The organism is Lyngbya sp. CCY1209 (assembly GCF_055795065.1).
Genome location: NZ_JAYFER010000548.1, coordinates 15,196 through 28,132, shown reverse-complemented (window position 1 = coordinate 28,132; position 12,937 = coordinate 15,196). Strand labels below are relative to the sequence as shown.

Sequence of the window (12,937 nt, the reverse complement as noted above, 5' to 3'; positions counted from 1 at the left end):
CGGGTTCCCATCCCCAATTGCCGTAGAAATCCGGTTTCTGAAACATTCAATAGTTCAGGAACTGGGCTAGTGCGTTGGGCAGGGGCAACAGGATCGTCAGCAATACCCCCAAGGTGATCAGGCCAATGAAATCCCGCAGGTCATCGAGTTCGCTGACATCGTTAAGGGCGGGTTCGTCGTTGAGGGGCAAGAAGAACAGCAGGACCGCCAAAATCAGGAATTCTTGCTGTACCAGAGCCAAGAATAACACCAAAAACCGGGTGATTTGCCCGATCGCCAAACTGGTGCGCTGGCCAAACATCGCGTGGACCATGTGGCCGCCGTCCAACTGGCCGATGGGGAGCAAATTGAAGGCCGAAACCACCAGACCGATATATCCCGCGATCGCCACCGGGTGCAGATCGATCGCCCCGGTCGCCGTCAGCGCGTCCCCCAAGGCGACTTTGCCCAAAACCGTCAGCAGAATCGAAAAGCTGGGATCGAGGGCATTGAAGGTCAAAATACCCGCCTCTTCAGGCAGAACCGAGACCACCTCGGAATGGGCGAACCCCCAGATCAGCAGGGGGATCGTCACCAGCAGCCCCGCCCAGGGGCCGGCGATGCTGACATCGAACAGGGCCTTCCGGTTGGGGATCGGCGATCGCGTCTGGATGAAGGCCCCGAAGGTCCCCAGGAAAAAGGGCACCGGGATAAAATAGGGGAGCGTGACCTTGATGCCGTGCGATCGGGCGCTCAGGTAGTGGGCCCCCTCGTGCACCCCCAGGATCGCCATCAGGGCCAGGGCATAGGGCAGTCCCGTCCCCAGCAGGGCTGGATCAGCCTGCCAATCCTGATTCGTCACCCCCATCAAAACGGTTCCGGCGACGGTCGTGGTAAATAGAGTAATGACCAGCAAAGCCAGGGCCAGCAGGGGTTGGGTCAACAAATCGCGATCGGGTTTCGGGGGCCCTGCGGTGCGGCGGTAGGGATTTTGCACCAGGGCGAACAGCGGTTTGTCGCCGAAATCTTTCTGAAACACGATCAGGAAGCGATCGCCGAAATTCGCCTCGATATTCTCCCGGACGGTTTTGTAGGCGACTTCCGGTTGCGATCGCAACTGACCCCGACAGATCACCGCCTGGGGCCGATATTCCAAATTTTGCAACGGGAACACCGCCCAGGGAAAACAGGTCCGCAGCTTTTCCTCCTCCTTGGGGGTGATCGGCGGCGGCGGGGGAGCGGCTTTTTCCGGCAGTTTGGGAATGGCGGGTTGAGGAGTCGCGGCATCGGCGGTGGGGGATGGGGCGCGATCGTCGGTTTCCCCTTCCGGGGGGGGTTGGCGGCCCATTTGCACCAGCACCCAGTACAGGCAGGGACAGGCGACAAACGGAATCACCACCAGCCAAGACGGGATCGGCGTCTGGGTCCCGTGCACGAGCATCCAGGCGCTCCAAATCAGGGCCGGCGCCATCATCACCAACCACAACAGCCAAATCGGCGTGCGGGTGATGCGCGTGACGCCCCGACGCAAAATCAAATAGGTCACCAGTCCCAAAATGAGCAGCAATAATAGCATGATTCAATAATCGGATTTGAGAGATAAAATCAAAAATCGCGGATTGCAACAACAGTGGAACGATCTCAATGACCCAGCAGCATCCTGCAACCAAACAACCCAAACCGGTCCTTGAAAATATCTACGCATTTTCACCGAATCGAGATACCCTCGGCGGCACGGCTTACTTTATTGTAGAAAACTCGGGCAACATCTTGATCGATGCCCCCGCTTGGACGGAGACTCAGCAACAATTCGTCCGGGACCGGGGGGGCGTGAAATGGCTGGCCCTCACCCACCGGGGGGGGATGGGCAAGGCCCGGAAAATCCAGCAGGACGAGGGATGTCGGATTTTGTGCCAGGAACAGGAAGCCTACCTGTTGCCCGAAGCCGAGGTGACGCCGTTTGAACGGGAATTTTCCATTTCGCCCCAAACGACAATGATCTGGACTCCCGGTCATTCGCCGGGCTCGTCGTGCGTCTACACTTCCGTCCACGGGGGTATACTGTTTTCCGGGCGCCACCTGCTACCCGATCGCGACGGATGCCCCCACCCCCTGCGAACCGCCAAAACCTTCCACTGGCCCCGACAAATTCGCAGCATCCGCGCCCTCCTGGACAAATTTTCCCCGGAAACTCTGCACTGGATCTGCCCCGGCGCCAGCATCGGGGCTCTGCGGGGACAATTCGCGATCGCCGATGCCTACGAACGACTCGCCCGCCTGGACTTGGAGGCCTGTGTGCAAACTCAACCCCTTCTTTAAATTTTTGTGACATCTTGTAACGAAATGGGCCGGAAGGATCGGGAGTCGAGAGTCGGGAATCGGCAGTCGGAAAAGGCCGTGAGGCGTGGAATTGGGGGCGTTTCCGAGAATCTAAAATCGGGGCGCAAGCCTTGCGCCCCTACCATCTGAAATTTAACACTCTCCCCACCCCGACTGTTGATAAAATACCATTGCCGTGAATCCTGCTTACACCTCCCAGAAATGCTCTAGTTGCGGCACTGTGGTCAAGAAGTCCCTATCCACAAGGACGCATATTTGCCAATGTGGGTGCAGGCTGGATAGTGACCACAATGCCGCGCTGAACATCCTTAACTCAGGACTGGGTACGACGGGGCACGTCGGAACCTCTGCACTGGATGCAGGCAACGCTTCTGGAGAATCAACCTCTATCTTGGCTGGCGAAAGCCTGTCAGGGTAAGTCGGCTCGTTGAAAGAAGAATCTCCGTCGCTGTCTTCGCGGAGAGTGTCAACAGTCAGAATTTCCGATACGGCAATGAGCGCTCGTGTGTTCACTTGCTCGAGGGAACCACGAAAACTTAAAACCTCGATTTAAAGGGGCTTTGAGTTTTTCCGACTCCCGACTCCCGATTCTCGACTCCCGCGCGCAGCGCTATAACCGTCACAAAATTTACTCTCAAAAATCACTATGACCTCTGCCACCGCACTTTCCAACGCCCCCGACCTGACCGCCGATGATTATGTCGTCGTGGGTTTGGCCCACTGCTTCATCAAAGACGATGGGGAACTCCTGCCGGTGACGGTCGCCGAACCGATCCCCTCGGCGGCCTTAGAAGCCATCCTCAAGGGCATTCCCACCTCCTACGAGTTCGCCTGCGGGACGACCCTGGGAACCGTGCTCGGCGGCGAGTCCGTCACCCTTCCTGAAGGCTTCCCCCCCGAAACCCAACTCTGCGACGAATTTGCCGAACGGGCGATCGCCTCGGCCCGCACCTACAAGCGCCGCGAAGTCGCCCAATCTCATATTCCCGTCGGAACCGCATTCCGGGAGTTCAACTTCTCCACGGAACGCAAGCGCCTCCTCAACTCCGAAAACATCGTCAGCACCGAAGATAACGTCAAACAACACGCCTACACCCACCAGGTGTTGTAATTGATAATTGATAATTGATAGTTATTAATTGTCAACGATCGGCAGGTGAATTTGAAATTCCACGCCTTCGGGGGGGTCGGAGATGCAGGCGATCTGGCCGCCGTGTTTTTCCACGATCAGGTGGTGGGCGATGGAGAGTCCCAGGCTCGTCCCCTGGCCCGTCGTCGGGGCTTCCAGGAGGGGTTCAAACACCCGGCGACAGTCCTCGGGACTCAAACTCGGGCCGTTGTCGGCGATGGAAATCATGGCGCGATCGCCCTCCAGGAGTTGGGTTCGCACCCGCAGCGTCGGGTTTTCGAGGCGATTTTCCCCCGTCATGGCCGTTTCCAGGCGGTCGATCGCGTGGGTGAGGAGATTCATGAACACCTGGTTCAGTTGGCCGGGGTAGCAGTCCACCCGGGGCAAGTCGGCGTAGTCTTTCACCAATTCGATGCTCGATCGCCCGCCCTTGGCTTGCAGGCGGTTCTGGACGATCAGGATCGTACTTTCGAGTCCGTCGTGGATATCCACCGGTTTCATCCGGCCCTCATCGACGCGGGTGAACGATCGCAGCGATCGCACCACGTCCCGGATGCGTTCGGCCCCCACTTTCATCGACTCCAGCATTTTGGGCAGGTCCTTTTTCATGAACTCGTACCCCATCTCTTCGAGTTCTTCCTCGATTTCGGAGATCGGCTCGGGGTAATATTCGGCGTAAAGTTCCATCACCCCCACCAGGTCTTCGATGTAGTTGCGGGCGTGGGTGAGGTTGCCGAAAATAAAATTGACGGGATTGTTGATTTCGTGGGCGATCCCCGCCACCAGTTGTCCGAGGGAGGACATTTTCTCCGTCTGCACCAACTGGGTTTGGGTGCGCCGCAACTGCACCAAAGCGGTTTCCAATTCGGCCCGACGGCGGTCCAGATGTTCCTCGCTCTCCCGCAGGGCGATTTCCATGTTGCGACGCTCGGTAATGTCCAACCCCACGAACACCGCCGCCGCCCCCCGCAGGTACTTTTGGGCGACGATCAGATAGGTGCGGGGCTCGCCTTTGACATCGGCGATAATTTCCCGGGAGTCGGTCCAGTCGGCTTTGTCGAAAAAGGCGTAGACGAATTGGTTGAATTCGGGACTCGTCTGCAGGAACCCCACTTCCCGGCCGATAAATTGGTGGGCGGGTACGCCGTAGGCGTTGGCGAGGTGCTGGTTGACGCCCAAATAGCGCCGGTCTGACCCGATCCAGGACACCAACCCCGGTACGGCGTTGAGCACCGCTTCGAGTTGGTCCCGGGACTCGGTGATGGCGGAGGAGGCGGCCTTGCGGTCGGAGATGTTGCGGGCGAACCAACACAGCAGGGGCAACCTGGGGGAATCGGATGATCGGCTCTGCCGGTGCGCTTCGCGCAATCGCGATACCGGGCCGGCGTCCTCCGGCGCGATCGGATCGACTTCCAAATAGTTGACGTTGACTTCCACCGGGACGATGGTGCCGAGTTTGTGGCGGTGGCAAGATTCAAAGGTCAGGGAACCCCGGTGTCTGATCTCCTCGCAGTGGGACGACCACATGGCCGGGGGCAGGTCGGGATCGATATCGTGGATGGTCAGCCGCAGCAGTTCCGGCCGGGAATAGCCCAACAGGTGACAGGCAGTGTCGTTGGCGTAGCACAACCGCCCCTCTAACGTGATCCACAGCACCGCATCGCCGGCCCGATCCATCGCCAGTTGGGTCAGTTGCAGGGCATTTTCAAATAGCTTCCATTCCGTGATCGTATCGACTTGCACGATCAGGCCCGCGATGATCCCCGAGTCGGTTTTCCAGGCCTGCACCGTCCATTTCACCCATTCCACCGTCCCGTTTTCTGGGGGGAGGCAGGTTTCCAATTCCCAGCGGTCGAGCTCTCCGGCCAGGGATGCCGCCGCATTCCGATACCAGCGTTCCGGCAGGTTGGGGAAGCGATCGCCTGGGGAAAGGTCGTCCCCGATGGCCCGATACTTGTCCCGCCACCGCCGGGATACCGCGACGCAGCGCATTTGGCGATCGACCATCGCCGTCGCGGCCGGCGTGGACTCCAGAAATTGACGAAATAATTGCTCCCCCGATACCCCCGACGCCGAACCGCCCAAAAGTGAATGGTGATCGGCCGGCGGCGCCACGTTCTGGGACTGAAAGGATGGAATCGGTTTGTCATTCACAATTTGAGATGCTCCAGTATCATCGCGTCTCGGCGGCACAGTAAAGGATTACGGGGGAGAGTTTGGAGATTTCGGATGCTTTAAAATTCGACCGCAGACTCTTGGGGGGTCTCACCCCTCATTGTAATATTGATTACACTGCTTTGTCCACCAAGTTAACACTGCCGCGATCGCACCGACAAAAGACCGGATTCCCGTCCGGGCATTTTATAGCAGTGCGCGATCGTGTCGTTACAAGCTCTAGAAACGGGAGTCTGTCCTAGGGAGTCGGTCGTCAGTCCTAGGGATTGACAATTCTCACCCGTCCGGCGTGTAACTAGGCCAGCGCACAGCGCTATAGACAACAATCGTGTCCCAAACTCTGTAAATTCCCGGAGACATCAGGGGTTTTAAAGGTATAAAATTTGACATTGATATTCCTCACTTCTCACTTCTGTTGTCTGACTTGTTTTTTCTCCCCACACCCCATCCCTAAAACGGATTCCACTCCACCGAAAAATAGAGTCCCTGTTCTTGCCAGGTTCGGTCCTGAGAATCCAAATCCGTGAGAGGAATTCCCCAGTCGAACCGGGCGCGAAAATTGTCCCCGTACTGCCAGCGCAGGCCCAACCCCAAGGAAACTAACGTCTCGGACGACAACTGCGATTGTTCGTCCGGGCTGCTGCTCCAAGCCGTGCCGAAATCCACGAACGGCGTCAGTTGTAAAATTCCCTTATTATTGTCGATGCGGAGGATCGGATAGCGCAACTCCGCCGAGGCGAAGATAAAATTGTCCCGCAGCAGGGCATCTTGGCGGTATCCCCGCACGTTGTCCAACCCCCCCAGCCCCACCTGTTCCAGCGGCACCAGTTCCTCCGTAGCCAACTGGACATCCGATCGCACCAATACCACCGTATCCGGCGCCAAGAGCCGCAACCACTGCGCCTGTCCCCGCCAAGCAAAATATTCGCTGTCGGGTGCGGAGTCGTTAACCGTGGAATTGAGGAAATTCAAACCGATGCTAAATTGCGATCGCGCCGCGAACACCTGCCGAGTCCCCCGGCTCGTGTACTCCTGGGACAACCGCAAAATTGACAGGCGCGTTTCCCCCTCGTCGTCCGCCCCCCGCGCCAGGGGGAACCCCACCCCCAAAATCGAGGTCTGACTTTCCCGACGGGCCAAACTCACCCCCAGGGCCAATTCCTCCGTCGGAGTTTGGATGATGGGTTGGCGGTAGCGCAGTTCAAACGTCACACTTTCCGCCTCGATGTCGAGTTCGTCGAAGGGGGGTTCGACGATATTGCTGTCGGTGTAGTTGAAGTAAAACCCGACGGTGCCGTTGCTGGCGTTGATGGGAAAGTCGTAAAAGACATCCACCACGTTGCTGCCATCGGTGTTGCTGTAAAACAGGCTGAGGGCGTCCCCCTGTCCGAGGAGGTTCGCTTCGGTGACTTCCACCCCCCGCTGAAACGTGCTGACGCTGGGGGGTCGGTAGTTGTTGGCGAAGATTTTGACGCCGAAGGTTTTGGCGGTTTTGAACTCCACGTCCAAAATGCTCTCCCCCGGACGGGTCCCGGCGGAGAGTTCCGCCTGGATGGTTTCGATGAGGGGACTCAGTTGCAGCAGTTGCAGGGCTTCGAGGAGGCGGTTTTGGTTGAGGGGACCGGACGTGGCCGCGGCGAGGCGGCGGAGGACGTAGTCGGGATCGAGGCGTCCGGCGGCTTCGACGTTGATTTCGGCGACTTCCCCTTCCAAAATCTGGATGGTGAGGGTGCCCCCCTCGAGTTCCTGGGGGGGGATGAAGGCGCCGGAGGTGATGTAGCCGTTGCGGATGTAAAGGTCGGTGACGGCGGAGCGGGCCAGCAGCAGTTCGGCGAAGGTGATGGGGCGGTTGAGAAAGGGTGCGGTGACTCGGGCGAGTTCTTCGTCGCTGAAGGCTGTGTTGCCTTCAAAGGCGAATTGTTCCACCACGACGGTGACGGCTTCATCCGGCGGTTCTCCGGAGTCCGTGGGAGCCGGCAGGGGAGATGGCAGCAACTCCTCGAGGGGGGGCAGCGGCGCGGGGAGGTCGGGTTCGGGCTCGGGACGTTCCGGCAGTGTCGGAATGGCGTCCGGCAGGGGTCGTTGCGGTTGGGGTTGGGTTTGGGCGGACAGGGGCGTTGGGGCCAAAATCAGGGCGAGGGCGATGCCGGTCGGGATGGAATCGGGAAAAATTCGATTCAAAAAGGCTTTTTGGCGATCGTTGCACATTCTCACTCCTCAATTCAAGGCTGTGGCTCCGTTGATTGCGTTTCGTGACCCCAATCGAGAACCTTTCAGATCGGGGGTTCGCCTCGACGAACCGGCCCGATCGCGCCCGACCGCGATGAGAGTTGATGGCAGTTCTAACGGACTGTCGGGTTTCGAGGGTTGAAGGCACAACTCAGTTGAGAATTCAGAATATGGGATCGGATACCGTCAAGACAAGGGCTGCGATCGCCCGTCAGTCCGAAGGTCGTCGCAATCCTTTGTTCTCCGATCGCGGTTTCCCATCCGGACGGGAGAATTGATCATTGACAATTGACAACTGACCATTGATTTTCCGTCCCCCGACTCCCGACTTCCTAATACCGACTCCCGAATTTTACGGTACGAATTGCGTCGTGACCCGATCGCCGGGGGTGTTTCCCGTCACCACGACGGTCTGATTGTCGAACCGGCCCGTTGCTTTTTCCCCCCGCAGGGTCATGGGGGGATCGACTTGGCGGTAGATGACATCCCCTTCCGCCTTGAAGCTTTGTTGGGAGACGTACCAGGTGAGCAGATCGGTGTTGATTTGGGCCTGCTGCTTCTGGCCGACCCCCAGGACGTTGCCGATCAGGTGAAAAATTTCGGCGTTCAGATCTCCCCAACCGCTGTCGCCGGAGAAGGTGAGTTGGTCTTTGCGATCGATGACCGTGATCGGTTTGGGGGACTCCAGGGTTTCCTTTTCGTAGTTCCAGCGCAACTCGTCGCTCGACACCTGCAGGGGGGGGTCGGAGAGGGCTACCTGGACGCTATCCTTCAACGTGGCGACTTGGGCCTTCAAGTCCAATTCCGCCGCCTTGGCCACGCCCCGATCGCTCAGGGTTTGATTTTCAAAGCGATCGAGTTCTACCCGGCGGTCGGCGACAAATTTTTCTTCCTCCCACCGCCAGATGATGTGGTCGCTCCGTAGCTGCACCCCGGATTCTTTAAAGTTGACTACCACCTGGTTCCAAAATTCCACCCGCTTGTCTGCGTCGAAAACCTGAACTTCGGTGGCGACCGCCTGCATTTTCTCGTGTTCCCCCGTCACCCCGTTGCGGGCGATCAAAATTTCCTGATCGACGATCCATTCGAGCTCGGATCCCCGCAACACGATGCCATTTTCCAAGTCCTCGGCCACAATCGAACCCCGCAGAAACAGCCGCTTGCCGTCTTGGTGGAGCGTGCCGGTGTCCCCCTCGATTTGATAGCGCAACTTCCCGTCCGCGAACAATTCTCCCTGGGGTTCGATGACGGTGGCTACCTTGTTGTCCGGGCTGTAACTCGCCTGTTTAGCCCGGACGCGCCAGAGCAGTTGCCCCTCTTCGTCCGCCTGTTCGAGCACGACGTCATCGAGGGTGAGGGTATTTTCGATCTCTTCTGACTCGGTTTCCGTTTCCGCTTCCACGGCGACATCCTCCGGCGTCGCCGGCCGACACCCCGCCAACCCCGCCACCAGCAGGGCGAGGGGCAACAGGATCGTGCAGGGTGAGTGCGGGATTCGAGCCATGTCCCCTCACGATCCTTCCGCCTTTCCGTCGAGCAAACTCATGCTCGACAGGGGGCGGTAGTTGTAGTTGTGGCCCCGGGGGGTTTTTTGGATGTCGTCTTTGATCGCTTCCAGGTCGATGTAGCGGTCGGCGACGTTGATCAGGCTGTCGCTGGTCATCGATCGCAGGCTGACCACTTCCACCCTCACCCCCCGGTAGCTGACGCAATCGACGGCGTAGGCGAGATCCCCGTCGCCACTTACCAGTACCGCCGTGTCGTAGGCCCCCACCAGGGCGATCATGTCCACGGCGATTTCGACGTCCAAGTTCGCCTTTTTGGAGCCGTCGGGCAGTTGGACGAGATCTTTGGCGATCACCCGGTAGCCGTTGCGCCGCATCCACAGCAGGAACCCCTGCTGCTTTTCGTTGGAGCGATCGACGCCGGTGTAGAAGAATGATCGCAGCAGCCGCGAACCGCTCGTCAGGCGGCAGAGCAACTTGGTATAGTCGATCTCGATCCCCAACTGCAGGGCGGCGTAAAATAGGTTCGACCCGTCGATGAAGATCGCCACCCGACCTCGATTTTCTAAGATTTGCTCGGGCGTAAATATCTCTCCACTGTTGATATGATTCAACATGATTTTTTTATACCTCGTTTATTATCTATGGTGATGGAAAAATCGGATTTGGGTGATGGAAAAATCGGATTTTGAAAAATGAAACCGTCAATTTGAGATGCTGGGGTCGGCGAATTGAATCGGCGGCGCGATCGCCCTAGGACTCGGTAGAGGCCGGCATTTCCAGCTTTTGAAAGACCGGTTGCGGTTTCCCCAGGGGTTGCTCTGGGGGCAAGATGCCCCAGCGGCCGTGGGTGTCGAAGGGGGCCGACGTTTCCCCGACGCGGCGGTCGTGGAAGTCGATCGCGTATCCGAGCTGCTCGTAAACCGCCTGAGAGAGGTTGGGGACGATGGGTGAGAGCAAGTAGGCTGCCTGTCTGACGGATTCGAGGACGCAATACAACACTTCTCCCACTGCTTCGAGATCGCCTTGTTTGTAGAGCGCCCACGGCGCTTTTTCGTCTACGTACTTATTTCCCGCCCGCATGAGAGTGAGGATCGCTTCGCACACCTGGCTGAATGCCAGGGCGTCGTAGGACTGAGCTACGCTGTCGGTGAGGGAATCGCCGATGGATTTTAAGGGGTTGTCCGGGGAAATTGCCTCGGCCGCGATCGCCGGAACGGTTCCGTCGAAGTATTTGTGAGCCATTTTGACCGTCCGGTTGAGCAGGTTGCCCAGATCGTTGGCGAGGTCGGCATTGAGGATATTAATAAATCGCGTCTGATTGTAATCGCCGTCCTGTCCAAATTCTATCTCTTTTAAGAAATAATAGCGGACGGCGTCGGGGCTGAATTGGTTGACCAATGCCACCGGATCGAGGGTATTTCCCAAGCTCTTCCCCATCTTTTTCCCATCTTTGGTCAAAAAACCGTGTCCGAAGATACGGCCGGGCAACGGCAAATTGGCCGACATCAGCATCGCCGGCCAGTAAACGGCGTGGAACCGCAGGATATCCTTGCCGATCAGGTGCAGGTCGATGGGCCACCACTTGGCGATCGCATTCTCCAAGGTGGGTTCTTCGTCCGCACCGAGGAGGGCGCTGACGTACCCTAACAGGGCGTCGAACCAGACGTAGAGGGTTTGGCTGGGATCGATGGGCACGGGGAATCCCCAGTCGAGATTGACGCGAGAAATGGAGAAATCCTGCAATCCTTGCCCGACAAAGGCTATCACTTCGTTGCGGCGGCTTTCCGGCCGGATGAAGTCCGGGCGATCGCGGTACAGCTTCTCCAACTGCTTTTGATATCGAGACAGGCGGAAAAAATAGTTCTGCTCGTCCCGCCATTCCACTTCTTTGTTCGAGTGGATTGGACAGTATTTTTCATCGACGAGTTCCCGTTTTTCTTTGAACTCTTCGCAGGAGACGCAGTACCATCCCTGCTGTTGGTTCAGGTAAATGTCCCGGTTGTCCCACACTCTCTGAAAAAAGTCTTTGACTACCCCTTCGTGGCGGGGAGCGGTCGTCCGGCTGAAGCGATCGTACTGGATCTGGAGCTGCTTCCACAAATCTTCAAAACTCGAGACGATCCGATCGCAGTGGACTTGGGGCTCGCACCGGGCTGCCTCGGCGGTGCGCTGAATTTTTTGGCCGTGTTCGTCGGTTCCGGTGATCAGCAAGACCGAATTTCCCTGCAGGCGTTTGAAGCGGGCGATCGCGTCGGCCGCGATCGTCGTGTAGGCGCTGCCGATGTGGGGGACATCATTGACGTAATACAGGGGAGTCGTTAAAGCGAATGTCTTTTGAGTTGTTTCTGTCACATCCATGACGATCTAGATTGTTTTGACTTAAACTGGTGTCGATCTTAACTTAATGGTACGTCGGAAATTCGCCGTTTTGACTGCCGGGTACGAGTCCCCCGCCGTCCAAAACAGTACCCATTTGATACCGTTTTAAAAATTTGAAACCGAGCTTATAAATCATAAGGCTTTTTTAAAAAATCTCAAAAATTCTCAACGAAGTCTTAAGTTTTCATGGCGGCTCTGAAGGCGACGGACGGCATGGGGGGAAGATTTCGGGCGATCGCGTCAAAAATGTCGGACCGCCTCCGTTTCCGATCCCGGTCGTCGAAGTGCCCCGATCGATTGATCCCGGTCACTTCACCGATAAGGTAAAGTAATGTTAAGCGACTCTCGATCGCGAACCCGACGGCGCGAAAAACCACTCGCTCTCTATTGTGACCTATGGTTTCCAACAGAATTCAGCTCACCTCTCGCGGGCTTCTCGCCGGATTGGGAACTCGCATTTTCCTGCACTACGGCGATCGCATCCCCCCAGAGTGCGCCGTCCTAATGGTCAGCAACCACCGCAGTTTCCTCGATCCGATCGTCCTGATGGCCACCCTCGACCGGCCGATCCGCTTCGCCTGTCACCCGTTCATGGGCCGGGTCCCCCTGCTGCGGGAAACCATCGCCGCCGTCGGCGCCTTTCCCCTCGACCACCGTCCCAAACCGTTTTTTCAACGGGCCGCCGGACTGCTGCGGGCCCGGGAAATGGTGGGGATCTTCCCGGAAGGGGCCGCCCCGATGTTGCGGCCTACCCTCCCAGACCGGGTCGGTTCGTTTCACCGGGGATTCGCCCACCTGGCCCTGCGGGCGCCCGTGCGGGAGTTGGCCCTGTTGCCGGTGGCGATCGCGAGCGTGGAGGAAGAGTACATCTCCTCCGGCATCCCTATCAAAGTCCTCGGTTGGTTCGACCCGGACGAACCCCAGTTCGACCAGCCCGGTTCCCATCCGGCCCTCGTTTACCGCCAGGTCAACGTCCTCGTCGGCCGCCCCTACTGGGTGAAACCGCAACTGCAAGGTCAATACCGGGGTCGAACCGCCAAAGCGGCCGTCGCCGACCTCACCGGCTACTGCGAAGCCGAAATCGCCGACCTGCTGCGCGGGGGATGCTTCTGAGCAGACTTTGCTTTATATCAAAAAAACAGCCCGACAGACAACATTTCCGAATCCATCTCCAGATAGAATTAACCGCATTCAAAAC

10 protein-coding genes and 1 pseudogene are annotated in these 12,937 nt (G+C 58.0%); 5 read left to right on the top strand and 6 right to left on the bottom strand.

The genetic code is table 11. The features are described from left to right. Positions 1 to 46: 46 nt before the first annotated feature. Positions 47 to 1,555, bottom strand: a complete 1,509-nt coding sequence (locus AC0QHF_RS19020) for a site-2 protease family protein (RefSeq protein ID WP_324705813.1) — start codon at positions 1,553 to 1,555, stop codon at positions 47 to 49. A 68-nt stretch (positions 1,556 to 1,623) separates the two neighbouring features. Between AC0QHF_RS19020 and AC0QHF_RS19015 the strand changes: the two genes are divergently transcribed. The 3 genes and pseudogenes from AC0QHF_RS19015 to AC0QHF_RS19005 all read left to right on the top strand — a co-directional run bounded on the left by AC0QHF_RS19015 (position 1,624) and on the right by AC0QHF_RS19005 (position 3,430). Continuing rightward, positions 1,624 to 2,298, top strand: a complete 675-nt coding sequence (locus AC0QHF_RS19015; RefSeq protein WP_324705812.1) for an MBL fold metallo-hydrolase — start codon at positions 1,624 to 1,626, stop codon at positions 2,296 to 2,298. Positions 2,299 to 2,485: 187 nt separating this feature from the next. After that, positions 2,486 to 2,737: pseudogene (locus tag AC0QHF_RS19010) on the top strand (zinc ribbon domain-containing protein); the annotation flags it as partial. A gap of 228 nt (positions 2,738 to 2,965) precedes the next feature. Next, positions 2,966 to 3,430 carry a hypothetical protein gene (locus AC0QHF_RS19005; RefSeq protein ID WP_324705811.1) on the top strand — a complete coding sequence of 155 codons (465 nt, stop codon included), beginning with the start codon at positions 2,966 to 2,968 and terminating at the stop codon, positions 3,428 to 3,430. Between the two features lie 24 nt (positions 3,431 to 3,454). Here the strand turns inward: AC0QHF_RS19005 and AC0QHF_RS19000 are convergent, their stop codons facing one another. Both AC0QHF_RS19000 and AC0QHF_RS18995 read right to left on the bottom strand, forming a co-directional pair. Then, entirely contained in the window at positions 3,455 to 5,602 is a 2,148-nt protein-coding gene (locus AC0QHF_RS19000; RefSeq protein WP_324705810.1) for a PAS domain-containing sensor histidine kinase, read from the bottom strand. A gap of 471 nt (positions 5,603 to 6,073) precedes the next feature. Next, positions 6,074 to 7,831, bottom strand: coding sequence for a ShlB/FhaC/HecB family hemolysin secretion/activation protein (locus tag AC0QHF_RS18995; RefSeq protein ID WP_324705809.1), 1,758 nt, complete (start codon positions 7,829 to 7,831; stop codon positions 6,074 to 6,076). A gap of 125 nt (positions 7,832 to 7,956) precedes the next feature. Between AC0QHF_RS18995 and AC0QHF_RS18990 the strand changes: the two genes are divergently transcribed. Next, positions 7,957 to 8,130: a hypothetical protein gene (locus AC0QHF_RS18990; RefSeq protein ID WP_324705808.1), complete on the top strand. Its 174-nt coding sequence runs from the start codon at positions 7,957 to 7,959 to the stop codon at positions 8,128 to 8,130. A gap of 74 nt (positions 8,131 to 8,204) precedes the next feature. On the opposite strand, the gene lptC is transcribed toward AC0QHF_RS18990, so the two are convergent. From lptC to metG, 3 genes are all read right to left on the bottom strand, one after another. Then, a complete protein-coding gene (gene lptC / locus AC0QHF_RS18985) occupies positions 8,205 to 9,356 on the bottom strand; it encodes an LPS export ABC transporter periplasmic protein LptC (RefSeq protein ID WP_324705807.1) in 1,152 nt (383 codons plus the stop codon). A gap of 6 nt (positions 9,357 to 9,362) precedes the next feature. Next, positions 9,363 to 9,974: a LabA-like NYN domain-containing protein gene (locus AC0QHF_RS18980; protein WP_324705806.1), complete on the bottom strand. Its 612-nt coding sequence runs from the start codon at positions 9,972 to 9,974 to the stop codon at positions 9,363 to 9,365. A gap of 136 nt (positions 9,975 to 10,110) precedes the next feature. Continuing rightward, positions 10,111 to 11,718, bottom strand: a complete 1,608-nt coding sequence (gene metG / locus AC0QHF_RS18975) for a methionine--tRNA ligase (protein WP_324705805.1) — start codon at positions 11,716 to 11,718, stop codon at positions 10,111 to 10,113. A 417-nt stretch (positions 11,719 to 12,135) separates the two neighbouring features. On the opposite strand from metG, the gene AC0QHF_RS18970 reads away from it, so the two are divergent. After that, positions 12,136 to 12,852, top strand: a complete 717-nt coding sequence (locus tag AC0QHF_RS18970; protein ID WP_324705804.1) for a lysophospholipid acyltransferase family protein — start codon at positions 12,136 to 12,138, stop codon at positions 12,850 to 12,852. The last annotated feature ends 85 nt before the right edge of the window (positions 12,853 to 12,937 follow it).